General features: G+C 62.6%; 14 protein-coding genes. 6 read left to right on the forward strand and 8 right to left on the reverse strand.

Annotated features, from left to right (window positions below; translation table 11 throughout):
* Positions 1-10 precede the first annotated feature (10 nt).
* Positions 11-289, reverse strand: coding sequence for a hypothetical protein (locus A5697_RS02370; protein ID WP_156673075.1), 279 nt, complete (start codon positions 287-289; stop codon positions 11-13).
* A gap of 248 nt (positions 290-537) precedes the next feature.
* On the opposite strand from A5697_RS02370, the gene A5697_RS02375 reads away from it, so the two are divergent.
* Complete coding sequence (locus A5697_RS02375; protein ID WP_082953203.1) at positions 538-3150, forward strand: N-6 DNA methylase; 2613 nt, start codon at positions 538-540, stop codon at positions 3148-3150.
* A gap of 4 nt (positions 3151-3154) precedes the next feature.
* Here A5697_RS02375 and A5697_RS02380 read toward each other — a convergent pair whose 3' ends face one another.
* Positions 3155-3586 carry a hypothetical protein gene (locus A5697_RS02380; protein WP_156673077.1) on the reverse strand — a complete coding sequence of 144 codons (432 nt, stop codon included), beginning with the start codon at positions 3584-3586 and terminating at the stop codon, positions 3155-3157.
* 1236 nt (positions 3587-4822) lie between these two features.
* Here A5697_RS02380 and A5697_RS02385 point away from each other — a divergent pair.
* Positions 4823-5869 (forward strand): restriction endonuclease, encoded by a 1047-nt coding sequence (locus tag A5697_RS02385; RefSeq protein WP_082953204.1) that lies wholly within the window; start codon positions 4823-4825, stop codon positions 5867-5869.
* 184 nt (positions 5870-6053) lie between these two features.
* Here the strand turns inward: A5697_RS02385 and A5697_RS02390 are convergent, their stop codons facing one another.
* Positions 6054-6506, reverse strand: coding sequence for a VOC family protein (locus A5697_RS02390; protein WP_068007682.1), 453 nt, complete (start codon positions 6504-6506; stop codon positions 6054-6056).
* 85 nt (positions 6507-6591) lie between these two features.
* Between A5697_RS02390 and A5697_RS02395 the strand changes: the two genes are divergently transcribed.
* Genes A5697_RS02395 through A5697_RS02405 form a run of 3 tightly spaced genes read left to right on the forward strand, consistent with a single transcriptional unit; the run spans position 6592 to position 10001 of the window.
* Positions 6592-7845: a cytochrome P450 gene (locus A5697_RS02395; protein WP_068007685.1), complete on the forward strand. Its 1254-nt coding sequence runs from the start codon at positions 6592-6594 to the stop codon at positions 7843-7845.
* Positions 7846-9003: an alpha/beta hydrolase gene (locus A5697_RS02400; RefSeq protein ID WP_068007688.1), complete on the forward strand. Its 1158-nt coding sequence runs from the start codon at positions 7846-7848 to the stop codon at positions 9001-9003. It begins immediately after the preceding gene.
* Positions 9000-10001, forward strand: a complete 1002-nt coding sequence (locus A5697_RS02405; protein WP_068007689.1) for a tocopherol cyclase family protein — start codon at positions 9000-9002, stop codon at positions 9999-10001. Before A5697_RS02400 ends, A5697_RS02405 begins: the two co-directional genes overlap by 4 nt.
* Positions 10002-10191: 190 nt before the next feature.
* Here A5697_RS02405 and A5697_RS02410 read toward each other — a convergent pair whose 3' ends face one another.
* Positions 10192-10662 (reverse strand): hypothetical protein, encoded by a 471-nt coding sequence (locus tag A5697_RS02410; protein WP_156673080.1) that lies wholly within the window; start codon positions 10660-10662, stop codon positions 10192-10194.
* 318 nt (positions 10663-10980) lie between these two features.
* Between A5697_RS02410 and A5697_RS02415 the strand changes: the two genes are divergently transcribed.
* On the forward strand, positions 10981-11784 hold the full coding sequence (locus A5697_RS02415; protein WP_068007696.1) for a PD-(D/E)XK nuclease family protein: 804 nt from the start codon (positions 10981-10983) through the stop codon (positions 11782-11784).
* A 66-nt stretch (positions 11785-11850) separates the two neighbouring features.
* Here A5697_RS02415 and A5697_RS02420 read toward each other — a convergent pair whose 3' ends face one another.
* The 4 genes from A5697_RS02420 to A5697_RS28245 all read right to left on the reverse strand — a co-directional run bounded on the left by A5697_RS02420 (position 11851) and on the right by A5697_RS28245 (position 15491).
* The gene (locus tag A5697_RS02420; RefSeq protein ID WP_068007699.1) at positions 11851-13287 is read right to left on the reverse strand and encodes a serine/threonine-protein kinase; all 1437 of its coding nucleotides are present in this window, start codon (positions 13285-13287) and stop codon (positions 11851-11853) included.
* A 78-nt stretch (positions 13288-13365) separates the two neighbouring features.
* Positions 13366-13713: a hypothetical protein gene (locus tag A5697_RS02425; protein ID WP_068007701.1), complete on the reverse strand. Its 348-nt coding sequence runs from the start codon at positions 13711-13713 to the stop codon at positions 13366-13368.
* A gap of 110 nt (positions 13714-13823) precedes the next feature.
* Positions 13824-14228, reverse strand: a complete 405-nt coding sequence (locus tag A5697_RS02430; RefSeq protein WP_156673082.1) for a hypothetical protein — start codon at positions 14226-14228, stop codon at positions 13824-13826.
* A gap of 42 nt (positions 14229-14270) precedes the next feature.
* A complete protein-coding gene (locus tag A5697_RS28245) occupies positions 14271-15491 on the reverse strand; it encodes a hypothetical protein (RefSeq protein WP_231971951.1) in 1221 nt (406 codons plus the stop codon).
* Positions 15492-15798 lie beyond the last annotated feature (307 nt).

The raw sequence follows: 15798 nt of genomic DNA on the forward strand, positions 1-15798 counted from the left end.
AGGCGCCACGCTAATCACTTGCATTGCCAATGGGATCGCCCCCGGCGGCCGCCAGCCGAGGACAGGCCAATACGCCGTGCTCACCTCCGGTCTCGTCGGCGTGCACCTGCCCCGCCTTCATAGTGTCCGACGGGGTGTCGCAGGACTGCGGGGGGCCGTAATCTTCACCGGCGGGGAACAACGCACAGTGATCACCGAGCTGGGCGGCCGCCCGCCGCTGCAACCCCTGCAGGGAATCGTCGAGAGACTGTCCCGCGACAAGCAGGAACTGGTCAGCAAAGGCCTGCACATCGGGATCGTCGTCGACGAGGACCTGACGGCTCCGGGTCAGGGCGACTTCCTCATCCGCGGGTACTGGGTGCCGACCAAACGACCGGGGCAATCGGAATCGGGGAGGGCCGAGGGGGCTCGACCGTGTAATTCCAGACCCGCGACGGCCTCGTGCCTACCAAACCTACGATCCTGGGGCTTGTTGAATCGCTTCCCCTCGGCCTGCCGCTCAAAGATTGTCGGGACGCGGTACTACCGTCGGGCGTGATGAGCGAGCGCAATGAAGTTGAGACCGAGGACGGCGACGACGACGTGCCTCGGGTGGAGATGGTCCCCAAAGGAACCCTGCTCGACTTCGTTTCTCGGACTCCTGTCCGGGCGACGCCCGAAGAGGTCGAGTCGGTCCAGGTCTTCGCCCGGCGGCTCGTCGAGGACTTCGACTACCCAGTCGCAAACTTGCGAACCCGCCCTCAATGGAGGGTGAGGCATACCCCATCTGGGAGTGGCCGCAGCTACCCGATTGACATCGCGGTCTTCAAAACCCCTCAACACCATGACGACGAACTCTTCATGGTTATCGAATGTAAGCGTCAGAATCGCAAGGAAGGCGTACAGCAGCTCAAGTTGTACCTGGACATGTGCCAAGCGGAGATCGGCGTCTGGTTTAACGGCGAGGATCACCTCTACTTGCGTAAATTGTTGAACACCGACGGCACACGTACGTTTCAAGAGCTTCCGAGTATTCCCCGCTTTGGGCAGCGCATAGAGGACATTGGCCTCTATAGACGCGCCGACCTCACCAAGCCGAGCAATCTTCGATCGGTGTTTCGCGATATTCGGAATCATCTTGCCGGGAACGCATCTGGTATCACGCGGGACGAGGCACTGGCGCAGCAGGTAATCAACCTGTTGTTCTGCAAGATCTTCGATGAAGTCAACACTGCACCGGACGACATCGTGGAATTTCGCTTCGGCCATTTAGAGGACCCGAGCGAGGTGCGGGCGCGTGTGATTCGCCTCTTCGAGAAGGTGCGAGACGAATATCCAGACGTATTCGATGAGGATGACAAACTGACCCTCGACGCGAAAAGCCTCGCCTACGTCGTTGGCGAGCTTCAGGCGTACGGCCTTTCGGAAGCTGACCGCGACGCTGTCGGAGACGCCTTCGAGGTCTTCATAGGTCCCGCGCTTCGGGGCGCGGAAGGCCAGTTCTTCACACCGCGGAATGTAGTTCGCACGGTTGTTGCCATGGTGAATCCGCAGCCGGGCGAAATGATCATCGATCCGGCCTGCGGTTCTGGCGGGTTCCTGACGGTCGCGCTAGAGCACGTCTGGGCCGCGCTGGAGCAGGAGGGGGCCACGAAGGCTTGGAGTCCCGCGATGCTCGAACGACGTAAGCGCGACGTTGCCACTCGTACCTTCCGCGGGCTCGACAAGGACTCTTTCCTGGCGAAGTGCACTAAGGCTTATATGGCGATTATCGGAGATGGTCGTGGTGGCGTCTTCCGCGTGGACAGCAGCTTGCAGAAGCCAGACGAGTGGCCGACCCAGGTACGTGACAAGGTGCCGCTTGGCAAGTTCGACGTCGTCCTTACAAATCCCCCGTACGGCAAGAAGATTCGCATCACGGGTGAATCGACGCTGTCTCAGTACGAGATGGGCTACAGGTGGACAACTGATGTGTCGACTGGCAAGAAGGTGCTGAGCAAGGATCTCCAAAAAGATCAGCCCCCGCAGCTTCTATTCGTCGAGCGTTGTCTACAGCTGCTGAAGCCGGGAGGACGGCTAGGGATTGTTTTGCCGGAAAGTTTGTTCGGAAGCTCGTCCTACTCGCATATCGTTGAGTGGCTTCAAGGGAAGGCGCGGGTGTTGGCGATCGCGTCGATGCCTGAGCCTTTGTTCAAGACAAGTGGCAAGGTTGGCACACACACTAAGGTCGTTACCGTCGTCCTTCAAAAGTTGCCGCTCAAATCACCCCCGGAGCCGATCTTCATGGCCGATGCCAAGTGGTGCGGCCACGACTCCCGCGGCAATGAAACTGTTCGGGTTGCAGCGGACGGTACACGGACGCTACTCGACGATGTGCCGACGATCGCCAAGCGATACCGCGCTTGGCGCGATGATGGTGAGCTGGTGAACGACCATCTTGGGTTCACGTTGCCGCCGGATCGACTCGCCGGGACAATCCTGATACCGAAGTACTACGACCCCGAGCTTGCAGCGCAGATCATGCGACTCGAAGCTACGCACGATCTCCCCGCGCTCGCAGAGTTCATGGACGCAGATGTCCTCAACATTCAGACCGGCGTCGAGGTAGGGAAAATGGCCTATGGGACTGGGCCTATTCCGTTCATTAGGACGAGCGACATAAGCAACTGGGAGCTCAAGGCTGACCCAAAGCACGGGGTAAGCGAGGAGCTGTACGCGGCACTGAAGGCGCAATATCCGCATAAATTCGATGTTCGAGCTGGCGACATCTTCGTCGTGAAGGACGGTACCTACCTAGTAGGGACAAGCGCCGTAGTTAGTGATCTCGACACCAAGATTCTCTACCAATCACACCTATTCAAGATCAGAGTTAGCGATGCGGGGGCCATCGACCCTTGGCTTCTATTCGCTGCTTTGAACTCGCCTATTGCAAAACGGCAGATCAGATCGAAACGGTTCACTCAGGACATAATCGACACACTTGGTAATCGTCTGTCCGAGATCCGAGTGCCAATACCTCGGGACGCGGAGCTCCGTGAACGGATCGCGCGGGAGACCGAGCGTACTGTGCAATTGCGATCGCGACTCCGCGAAGAAACACGTCGTCTAACGCTTGAGATCGAGGGGGACGCGGCGTATGGCGATCTTGAGTCGATGGAAGAAGCGGAGTAGGTCGTCATTCTGGGTGTATGGTCACTTCGCCAAGATCGAAATAACGACCGATCAACTCGACGAGCTTGGTCCGCGCCTCTCGCAACGTCATGTCGCCCTGAATGAGGTTGCTGCGCTTTCCGCGCCAGCTCACATTTCCAGGAACGTGCTTCGGACTGGCTGTCGGGTCCTCATGCCCGATATGGAAGTCGGATTGCCCATGCTGAGGTGTCAACGCCTCTGTCGCGAACGCCTCATAGTCAAGCTTTTCTAGAGTGAGAGCGTCGCGGTAGGTTCCGGGGACCGGTCGATGGCCAATATACTTCGCCAGAATGTTGCGCGTTTCCTCGTCCGGTACAGGAGCGCTCACGAACTCGCACATCATGCCGAGGAGGCGTAGGTGAATCACCTTGCAATCTTCTTCAGTGCCGTACTGAGGGTCGGCAGGGTTGAGCATCCAACGCCGGTTGCGATTGCTCGCGAACTCCCCCGTCTGACGCCGACCTGACAGCTGCGCTCTGGTCCGAATGCCGTTGAGGAGCGGAAGCGGAACTCCCACGTCGCCCAACCCGCTCCTCACCCTGCGGATCTCATGGTCAAGTTCCTCAACAGACGACACAGCGGTAGCTTGCCAGGTTTTGGTGTCGCATGGCAGCCGACCCGACTGAAAGAATCGAGGCGCGCAGGAAATATCGGACCTCTACCCACGAGAACCAGCAGTACTGAGATGGTCGCGGCCTACACGGGGTGTGCGATTGCATAGGGTGTCAAGCCTAAAACCTCGATGATGCACTGCCGGCTGCTGATACGTTGACCGGGGCACATAGACATTGCGCTGAAGGAAGCGGATGAGCAACGACGCCACGCAAGATGGTAGTGATTGCACGGCCAACATCAAGCCAGCGAGGCCTACCCGCCAAGTTCGGGATGAACTCCTTTGTTATCTTCACCGCGATTCGTCACGGCTTGGTGAGGTAGTCAGAGCTAAGGAACGCGGCCTCACGGCAAACCAAATCGCTGCCGAACTCGGCGTCCGAACGTCCAGATTCGTCTGGAATTATGTGCGTTTCGCCAGAGCCCTCACAGACGGCGACTTGCCAACTGCTCCTACCGTTGCAAGAGATGCTGCCGTTATATTCCGTAGGTTGTTGAAAACCGAAAACTTGTCGCCATTGGCACGAAATTACCTCGAATCGAACCTGCAAGCATTAGAATATCGCACCCGCGGCTCGCACGTTCAGGGTCGTGAAGATAGTGGTTGATCTCTGAGAACACATTTAACCGCAAGTGCGTAACTAGCGCTCGGTGAGAGCTGGCGATAGAGCCCCTGTAAATCGTTCGGACCTCCGAAGATGAAACGCGTGCGTTCGGACGGATTGTTTAAGGTCCTCAGCAAGGTCTGCTCATGCCCTCACACCGTATTCACGAGCACCTGGATCGCGCCCCTGGCTTGCTTGGCGCACTCATCGTGCCGAGCACGGCCATCACATCAGCGTGATCGTTCTCAACAGGTGCGGTAGTTCGGACATCATCGTGGCCCTGTTCGCGTGCGCCAAGATCCGGCTTTATGTCGAAGGCCGGTGGCCCCGCCGTCACTCAGAGGCCCGCCTACATGTGGCGGCCGCGAGCGGAATTTCCGACCTAACGACTGTGCGCGGCTGGGACTGTTGGCCCGCAGTACGCCCCTCGCTTAGTGAACCAACATTCCGTTCAGCTGACGTTGCTGTTCGGGCAGAACGGCTCGACCTTGCGGCACACCGCCAACGGGAGATCCGGGGTTAATATCGGCCTCGGTGCGACGATTGTCGGCGTGAAGCGAATCTCGCCACTGGCTTACCAAGCGCTCCGGGACGCGCTGCCGACGATCACTTGGCATAAGCGCGCCTTCGAGTCATTTCTGCGCGACGCTCTGCATCGCCATCCCGAACTGCTGGCGGGTCTAGACTTCAATGGCGCGACAAAGCGTGAGACCGCAGATACCTTGATTAACCGCCTCGTCGAGAAGGACGCTACCTACTTCGCGACGACACTTGAACTCATGCTGGACGTTGCCGCTATGACGCAATTCCCAGACGTCGAACGCATCAAAGAGCCAAGCGATCGTAAACTGCGACTGGAACAAGCTCACGACGCGGTTGGCCGGCTCCGAACCCTCACGGCCCCGTACCGTGAATCGGCAGAGGCCAAGACAAAGTCAGCTGCAATGAAAGCATCTAATGCCGCGAATCAGGCTGAACTCAAGCAGTTCTCGGATGACCTCCGCGCCCTGCACGACCGGTATATGACGCTGCACACCTCCTCCGACGACCCCCACGGACGGGGCAAGAAGTTCGAGGTACTGCTGACAGACCTGTTCCTGTTGTTCGATATGGAACCACGCCTGGGTTACAGCCTTGCGCACGAGCAGATCGACGGATCACTGAGCTTCGACACCGACGACTACATCGTTGAAGCACGTTGGAGAAAAACCCGAGCGGAGCCTGGCGACCTCGAAATCTTCAAAGGCAAAGTCGAGCGAAAGGGCCGCAACGCGTTGGGCATATTCGTGAGCGTTGCGGGCTTCACCGCAGGCGCCCTTGACGAGTACGCCACCAGAAGCCCCTTCGTAGTATTCACGGGCGACGACATCTACCTGGTTCTTGATGGCCGCGTAAGACTCGACTACCTTCTCCGCGCCAAGAAGCGGCATGTGAACGAGACGGGTGACTGCCATTTACCAGCGAGAATTCTGTTGGGCTGACGCTCTGCGGCAGCACTGTCGACGAACGATGGTCACCTCGCCGAGGGCGCTTTTTGGTGGGGCCCGCAACTCCAGCTTTGACCAAGCGGTAGAGCAATTTGGCGCCTCGACTCACAGACCAGGGCGGTGAGCTGGCAACCAGGCACTTGCAGGCTTCCTGGCGCGAACGCCTTCGAAGCGTGCTTTACGGCCGCGCTGGCAACACCGCCAGCCACCCCTCCGAAAGCAACTCCAGCAACTGCCCATCCGGATCGCGGATCATCGCCATCGCCTCCGTCACCGTCGCGTCAACCACCGCACCCCCGAACTCCGCCACTCGAGCCAACGCGCCAGCAAGATCGGACACCGAAAACGAAATGTGCGTCAGCCCAATCTGATCCATCACGCGTTCCGACCCGGTGTGCACCTGGCGCTTCGAGTAATCCATTAACTCGAGCACGAACCCGTCGCGCACCAAATAGGTCGCATGCACCCCGAGCGGCTCGGGAAGCTGCACCAGCTTGGACGTCGGCCCGTCGGGCGGATCGAGCTCCCACCAGAACTGAAACCCGAGCACGTTCTCGTAGAACCGCCGCGACCGCTCGCGATCCGAGACACACAGTCCGACATGGTTGAAGGTCGTCCGGTGACTACTCATCGCGGCCTTTCTCGACGCAACCCACGGGCGTAATAATGCAAAGATAGTGCAAAAAGCACCTCGGCCGTGGTGGAGGACCTCCAAGATGACAACTCGTCCCGACGTCGCCGAAGACGCCATCGTCGACTTCGACCACCACTCCGACGCGTTCAACCTCAACGAGCTCGCCATCAACGCCGAGCTCAGACAGAAATGCCCGGTCGCCTGGAACGAGAACTACGGCGGCTTCTGGTTCCTCAGCAGTTACGACGCGGTGAGCCGCACGGCCAGAGACGGCTACACGTTCGCCCACAAGTACGACCCGAACGCCGACGACGGCGTCGACTACCAAGGTGAGATGGGCGTGCCACGCCCCGAAGGCCAGCCGGCCCTGGGCGTCGGCGAGGTCGACGGCCCCTACCACCAGGCCCTACGGCACGCCCTGGCCCCGTTCTTCTCCCCCGGCGCCGTCCAAAAACTCAAGCCGTTCATGGAACAAAAGGCCCACGAGTTCCTCGACCAGAAGATCGAAGACGGACAGATGGACCTCGTCCTCGACTACGCCAGCCCGGTCCCGGCCATCCTCACCATGAAGCTGATGGGCCTGCCCCTCGACAACTGGCACCTCTACGCCAACCTCTTCCACTCGGTCATGGCCGTCCCGCAAGACAGCCCGGAGTACCTCGACGCCATCGGGAAAGTCCCCAAGATGATGGAGGAAGTCCTCGAGTACGCCGCCAGCAGACGAACCAAACCCGAAGACGACCTCACCAGCTTCCTCATCCAGTTCGAATTCGACGGCCACCGCCTCACCGACGAACAGCTGCTCAACATCCTGTGGAACCTCATCGGCGGCGGCGTCGACACCACCACCTCCCAAACCGCGCTCACGCTGCGACACCTGGGCACCCACCCGGCCCTCAGACAACAACTCATCGACCGCCCCGAGCTGTACCGCACCGCCACCGACGAATTCCTGCGCTACTTCTCGGTCAACCAAACCCTTAGCCGCACAGTCACTCACGACGTCGAACTCAACGGGCAACACCTGAGAAAGAACGATAAGGTCGTCATCAGCTGGCTCTCGGCCAACCATGACGAAAAGGAATTCCCAAATCCCGACGAGATCATCCTGGACCGCGCGCCCAACCGTCACGTCGCCTTCGGGCTCGGTCCGCACCGCTGCATCGGCTCCCACCTCGCGCGCCTCATGTCCGAAACCATGGTCAGGGCCGTCCTCGACCGCATCCCCGACTACCAAGTCGACGTCGGCAACGTCCACCAATACCTCGGCAACCCGAGCATGACCGGGCTGGGCAGGCTGCCGGTCACCTTCACCCCCGGAACCAAGCGAAGCTAGATGCCCGCCAACCCGATCACGCAACTACTCGGGCCGTTCACCCGCACCGGCGGCTTCTACGCCCGCTCCTGGGGCACCTACCTGGATCGTCAGCCCGACGAGCCACCGGTGGCCCGGCCCACCATCGCGCTCGCGGCGCAGGCATTCCGCGACGAAATCCTGCTGAGCGGCTTCAGTCTGCTGCGCCGAGCCCCCGACGCTGAAACACTGGAACGAATCGACACAGAAGTCGTTGCGGCACAAGAGTTCTATAAAGACAACGGCTGGCTTGACAATCCCGAGGGTTTCTTCGCCGCGCCCCCTCCGCCCACCGACGTGACGGTCAAGCGCGTGAGCAGTATGGGACGCAACTACGAGCGGCTGTCCTTCGACAGCGACTACGAGCCCCATGACGGCGAACCCGGCCGGGAACGGTGGCTCAGCTACCCACGCAACAACCGCGAATACGCCCTGATGTTCCGGCACCGCCGGCCGCGGCCCTGGCTGATCTGCATCCACGGCGCCGAGATGGGACGGGCCGCGCTCGACCCCATGCTGTTTCACGCCTGGCACCTGTACCGCGATATCGACCTCAACATCGTGCTGCCAGTACTCCCCATGCACGGCCCCCGGGCAAGCGGCCGAAAGTTCCCCAGTGAGGACGTGCTCGACGACGTCCACGGCGCCGCCCAGGCCGTCTGGGACATCCGGCGCCTCATCGCCTGGATCCGCGCGCAACAGCCCGACGCCGCGATCGGGGTCAACGGCATCTCGCTCGGCGGTCTGATCTCGTCGCTGGTCGCCAGCCTCGACGACGGCCTCACGTGCGCGATCCTGGGCGTGCCGGCCGTCGACCTGGTGGACCTGGTCGGCCGCCACGCCGGCCTCAGCGGCCACGCCGCACTGCGCCGCACGATGGACTCGGCCAAGCCCCTCGGCCGGATGGTCTCGCCGCTGGCCCTGACCCCGCGCGTGCCGAAAGAGGGTCGCTTCATCTACGCCGGCATCGCCGACCGGCTGGTGCACCCGCGCGACCAGGTCACCCGACTCTGGGAGCACTGGGGCAAACCCGAAATCCAGTGGTACCCAGGCGGTCACACCGGATTCTTCCGCTCGCGGCCGGTGCAGCGCTTCATCGACGACGCGATCGTGCAATCGGGCCTGGCCGACAAGCGATGACCGGCGCCTACCTGCGGTGGATAGCGGCGAGCGTCGCCAGGCCACTGGTCCATGCCTACCGGCGCACCGGCGCCGACGTGCCCTTCGGCGACCCGGTGCCGTCGCACGGGACCGAAATGGAGGGCTGGTTCTGGCGCCTCACCGATGCCGCCTCGGGTCGCGTCGTCGTCGCGCTGTGCAGCGTGAACCGGAATCCCGACGGGGACTGGGCGACGGTGGCGGTCGCGCTGCACCCCGGCGGCGTCGTGTGCTCCGCGGCCATGGACGGTGCCCACGCCGAATCGTTCACGTTCTCGGTGCACGCCGGGACCGCACCCGACTGCCGTCTGGCGGCGAGCCTCGATCGGCTCCAGATCGACCTCGACGGCATCCACCTCGACCTGCATTTCGCCGATCCGTTCAACTGGCCCAAGGCCTTTGGCGGAGGCGGCGTCTTCTCGTCGGTCCCGTTTCTCAACCAGTACTGGCACCCCTACCGGCTCGGCGGAACAGCCACCGGCACGGTCGAATTCGACGGCGACATGTGGTCGTTCAGTGATGCCCGGCTCTACACGGAACGCAACTGGGGCGCGGGTTTCCCCGAGCGCTGGTGGTGGGGTCAGGCACACGATTTCGGCGACGCCGATGTCTCGGTGGCGTTCTCGGGTGGCCTTCTTGCGCTCGGCCCGATCCGCAGGGACGTCACCGGAGTGGTCGTGCGACTCGGCGACCGCGTCATCCGGGTCACCCCACCGGCGCCCTTGCGATCGCACGTCGGCGACGGACGCTGGACCGTGTCAGCGCGTACTCCCCGCTACCGCATCGAGCTGGACGGCGACGGCACCCACGCGGATCCGCACGTCTTACCGGTGCCGCTGCCAGCGGAGCGGCGCAACATCGACACGGACTTCGAGCACCTCGCCGGTCGATTGCATTGCAGTGTGCGGGAATACGGCCGAGTGGTGTTCGACGGCACCTGCGAGTTGGCCGGCCTGGAGACCGGCACCCGGCCGGGGTGATTACGACGCGTGGCGTACTGCAGCACGGGTTCCGACGAATCGACGTGGCTGCCGCTGATAATCCTCAGCCGATTCGTCGCCGCGGTTGTGGTAATCGCCGCTGAGGTCTTCGCACACCACGCCAGCCGCTTGTCGAGGCAGGGTACGCGGCCAAGGGATTGATGGATCGTCATCCTTCAGGCCGAAAACGTTATTTCGCATCGTCGTCGCTGTCAGCTTCCAGCGTTATCTGACTGCCGCGCTCTTTACTCCATTGCCACAGCGCCTGGTCGAGAGTGCGAAGGTCCGTATGGACCCGCCTCGCGATGCGACGGCATACCCCGAGATACTCCCAGTAGCCGATCCGTTTGGAGTCGATCTCGGCGTGCTCCCATAGCGTCTCGATCGACCGAAAATCGATGACAGTGAACCTGAGCGGATATGACACGGTCAGGAGAGCGCTTGCCATCGGGACACCAACTCCTTCGAGCACGTCAAGGATTCGAAATGCCAGTCGTTCCGGCGCAGCGAGTGCAATGCGAGTGATTTCCTCGATATCTTCGGCCGAGTTGCGTTCAAGGTAGGTCTTCGACCGGGGACTTTTCCAGGCACCGGCCTGCAAAAACTCGTTGCGGCGGTAGTAGCCGCGCCCGGCGACGTTAAACCGGACTTCGCCCAGCAACTTCCGCTCTACGACCCTGGGACAGTAGTGACCGCTCCACTGCTTCACAAACTTGGCATTGATCCGCGATCGAGTGTGCGTAGGCACGGCGCCCCCTTTTCGTGATGAGGTTATGCCGGCAACTCAGGTGACGGACCCGTTTCGTCGACCAACACCACATTTCGGGCAGTAGGTCATCGCGACATCCAGGCACTTCGGCCTGCCGTGCAGAGGTCTAAGTGCCCTGGTGACTGATGAGAGCGCGCCCGACCCTGGGGATTGCGGCTAGCTGCACCAGCGCAATCGGTCCTTGGGTTAGCCATCGCTAGGAGTAGGACGATGAAGACCATCCGTATCTCGGCCGGACAGCTCGGGGAAGTTGCGGCAGCCGATTTCTGCCAGCGATGCTTTTGGCTGAAGCTGCATCTCAATCATCACCTCCCCTTCCAAATCTTCCCGGGTATCTTCAGCTCGATCGATTCCTACACGAAGGACATCGTTCACCGTTGGTTTGATGCGCATGGTGTACCGCCCGGCTGGCTATCACCGCTTGGCCCAATAGCCGCCTACCACGAGCCTCCGCACTGGTCCAAATTCAACACAGTTGATCACGACTACGGCATCCATCTGACCGGCGTTGCGGACACAATCTTCAAGCACGCCAACGGTTCATACGTAATTGCCGACTATAAGACGGCACGCTTCACCGACACCCAGAGCAAGAAATTGGTACCGCGCTACCAGGTACAACTCAATGCCTATGCCCGGATAGCCACAGACCACGGGTTCGCGCCAATATCGCACCTTGCGCTCGTGTACATGGAGCCCGCTACAAAGGGTGAGTCAATCAACTACTGCGGAAACTGCCGGGAAGACGGCTTCGTTATGGCTTTTCGAGCCCATGTTGTCGAGGTCCCCCTTGCCGAAAGCATTTTGCGACAAGCGATGGCCAAGACGAGGGAGATCTTCGAGTTAACCGATGCGCCCGATGGCGCGCCGGCCTGTCAAGATTGCAACCTCATCTTGGATCTGGCTGAGCAACTTTGGCCAGGAATCAACGACATCGACCTGGCGGAAAAGCTACAACGCATGCTCGCAAACCCACCACAACGCCGTGGGGCAGACAAGGTAGCAGCGCGGTGACGGTTAACCATCTCATCAATTGAGGTTGGACATCACATTTAGAAAAGCCGGGACCGCCCGTGGTGATCAGGATGCGGTGGCGTACTGCAGCACGGGTTCCGACGAATCGACGTGGCTGCCGCTGATGATCCTCAGCCGGTTCGGACGCACCTCGTAGACCACGCCGTCGACCGGATTGGTGACGTCGAACCCATCCCCCACCCGCTCGGCGTTCGACAGTTCGATGTGCGCGCCGTCGCGGATGCGCTCACCACGGTAGTAGTAACTGCCGCTGAGGTTTTGGCACACGACGACCAGCGACTTGGCGGTGCGCAGCACGGCGGCGGGTGGGTTCCCCGGGTCGCAGCGGGCCGTCTCGCCGACGAACCCCAACCCATCGGCGCCCTTTACCGGGGCTGAGAGCGTCGGCGTCTTCGGCGGCGGGGCACTCGACGGAGCGGGCGATGGCGCCTGAGCGGTCCGCGGCGGCGGCGAACCACCGCTCATCAACGCCGATACCAGCGCCACGATCAGCCCGGCGACCACCAAGACCACCGCAGCCCCGATCCCTACCAGCGGCGCCCGGCCACCCAATAAAGGCCGACGCTGTACCGGCGGCGAAGGCTCAACGGGCGGATACGGGCTGAAGCCGGTGTCGTCCGGGTTCGGATAGACCGCCTCAAACGGCCGGGTGCCAAGGGGCCCAGCGCCAACGCCGGCAGCGACTGGCTCGTACGCCGCGTTCACCGCCTCGCTGGCCGCCCGGGTCAGTTCACCGGCGGAAGCGAACCGCGCCTCACGCTGTTTCGCCATGCCGCGGGCGATCACGTCGTCGAAGGCCCGGCCGACGCCGCGGCGCATGATGCTGGGTCGCGGCGCCGGTGACAACATGTGCGCGCTCTCCAACTCGGCCGGGTCCGTGGCCTCGAACGGCGGATGCCCGCTGAGGCACTCGTAGAGCAGGCAGGCCAGCGAGTACACGTCGGTCTGCGGTCCCACCCGGCCGGTGGTGAACCGCTCGGGCGCCATGTACACGCGCGAAGGGTCAACATGCCCGATGCCGAAGTCGACGAGGCTCGCGAAGTGATCGGGGGTCAGCAGCACGTGTTCCGGCCGGACACCCAGGTGCACCAGTCCGGCGGCGTGCGCGGCGTCCAGCGCCCGCGCCACCTGCGCGACGATCGACGCGGCCCGTGGCGGTTCCAGCGGGCCCCGCTCGCGCAGCAGGTCCTTCAGGCTGCCGCCCTCGACCAGGTGCATGTCGACGAAGGAAACCCCGTTGATCGAGCCGAAGTCATGCACCTTGATGACGTGGGGCTCCTGCAACCGCGACGCGATCCCGCACTCCCGCCGAAAGCGTTGCTGGAAGCCGGGTTCCGCGGCCATCTCGGCAGGCAGCAGCTTGACCGCGACCGTCCGGTCCCTAACCGTGTCGTGCGCCCGATAGACCTCGCCCGTCGCCCCCGCGCCGATCAGCGATCGCAGCTCGTAGGGACCGAGCCGGGTGCCGAGCCGCGAGGTCAATGGGCAGTCCTTCCGCGAGGTCGTAAGAGTCCAGCCGTTCGGGTTCCCGCATTGGGCGCCGACCTAACGTGCGGCGGCTCACGCGTGCGGCGGCACCGGACACCAGAATAGGCCGCAGTTGAAGTTGGGCGGGCCCGCCGGCGCCCGCGGAGTGGCGTTGATCGGGCCACTCGGCCACCCGTAGACGGCGCCGGTGTCGGCGTCGACGACGCCGCGGTAGTCGTAGTAATAGAGGTGGCACACGCCCATGTTCCAGCTGATGAAGTTGTCCGGGACACGCTCGCCCGGGCACCACTTGCCGCAGGTGTGCCCGGCCGGGCAGTTCCCGCCGACGTGGCCGTACGGGTCGGCCTGCGCGACGCCCGCGGCCAGCCCCGCGCCGATGCCGGCGGTCAGCAGCGCGCCGGCGATCCACTTCTTGTTCATGCCGCAAGCACACAACGGGCGGGCGGCTACCGATCCCATGTCGACGTCAGCCGCCGTGGTGGCTGACGCGGGGGCGCCGGCTGCGGAGGCTGCGCTCAACGGTCGAACTACTACCCATGGGGCAGCGACTCGGCCAATCGTTCGCCTTCGGGTGTCAATTGGAGCCAGATCGCCAGATCCCACAGCTCGGGTTCGTCGTAGTGGCCGACGAAAAGATCGCGGAGACGATCCATGGCGGCATCGATCGAGAGGTCCCAGGACACCACTCGTTCATCGGAAGCGCCGAGTATGTCGCCGATCTTCATAAGACCGTCGTCGAGCAGGGATCGAATCGTGCGCAGCACCACTTCCTGCTCCGCAGCCACAGTGTCGGCGAGTTGTTCGCGTCTCATGACCGATGTGACGTGCGCCATGGGTAGGCAGTTTCCGACGGCATCGAACAACAACCGCCTACGCAAACGATCCTGTGCGCTGCGCTCGGCCTCGTCGTGACCGCGATCATCGGGTTGTGTCATGTTGTCTCCATTGTCGCAGCTGGTAGTCGCTGGCTTCGGCCGTCATTCGCGTGGGCCTTCGAATTCTTCGGGGATCTCGCCTAGCAACGGCCACTTGTGGTCCAAGGTGTGAGGGATATGGATGGGGTGAGGTCCTGTAGCGGGCGAATTAGGCGGCAGCCCGCCGAAACCGGGCATTGCTCCGGCGCCCTCCGGGGCGCCGGGGGCGGGTTTAACAGGCGGCGCCGCTTCGGCGGGCGCACGGACCGGTGTCTGCGGGGTGACAGCAGGTTCCTCGACCGCTGACGGGCCTGCCGGCCGCGGAGCAGCAGCTGCCGGAATTTCCGGTACGCCCCCTCGCGGGTTGATGTGGACTTTGGTGTAGCCGCCTTGATCGCGTATGTCGATGTCTAAAGCAGGTTTTCCGTTGGACTCCGCATTCCAACGTTGCCCTATCGTCGTGCCGTCGGGTAGCCGGTAGCGGGTTCCTTTGCTGGCGTCACCGTAGCCATTCGGAATCTCCACGCCGTGCTGTTTGGCCCACTTCCACAGATTCTGAAGGTCCTCTGCTGAGCGCACTTCTCTGACGAACGGTTGGTTCCCGACCGGGAGTCTGTCGAGTACCCCACGGATATCGTCACCGCTGGGGCTGCCGGCAGGCTCGGGATTCGGTTCGCCGTTGCCACCGTCTTGTTTCCACACGCGATCGACGGCGTAGATATGGCCATTGCGGGCTGGCGGAGGGGCGATTGGGGCGCGAGGTTGTGGGAACGTGTCGCGGATTCCGGCCACGGCGGCGGTAATTTTGCTGGCAACTTGCTGATCCACGCCAACCAATTGCGTGGCGCTTTGACGGATTTCGCCGGCGAAGGCTTGTGCTGCGGCGTGCCGAGCGGCCCGCTCCGCGGCTGACCCGCCACCCATGCGGTCGGTGACCGAAAGGTCCTCGCCCACTTCGAATCCCGCTGAACGAGCGTCATCTACCGCGTAGCGAACTCGGGATCGGGCCGCATACAGATCCGACGCCCCGCTGCGAGCGACCTGAGTTGCCGCCTGTAGCTGGTCGACTGCTGCGCTCGTGGCTTGTAGGTCGGCATGCGTCGCGCTACGTAAGGTGTCGGCGGCTTCGCCGCGCCAATCGACCGAGGCGCCGTCTCGCCAGACCTGGTGGACCACCCCATAGCTATGCTCGCTAACGGCCTCCCAGTGAGCGGCCGCCTCGATGAGATGGTCGGTGGGCCAGGCTAACAGCGCCGACAGATTAAGCGCCCCTCCAACGGCCATGGCTACACGCTGGTCACCAAGGGAGCTACCGCAGCAAAGTCGGTGGCAGATTCAGCTTCGTTGGCGACGTAGCGCGTATCGGCTTGACCGACGCCGATAGCGCGTGCACGCACCTGCGCGGCCAGCCCCGCGGTGAACGCCCCGACTTCAACGTGTGCACAGTCGACGGCAGCCGCGCTCGGCTGGCACGACAAACCCAGCCCCGTCGGCGCGGTCGTGGCGTCTAGGCCGCCCACCAATACACCCCAGCGGGCCGCCATAGCCCTGACCGCACCGCTGTCCACATGCATCGTTTGCCGCACAAATG

The sequence above is a fragment of the Mycobacterium sp. E3251 genome, assembly GCF_001666835.1.
Classification (GTDB): domain Bacteria; phylum Actinomycetota; class Actinomycetes; order Mycobacteriales; family Mycobacteriaceae; genus Mycobacterium.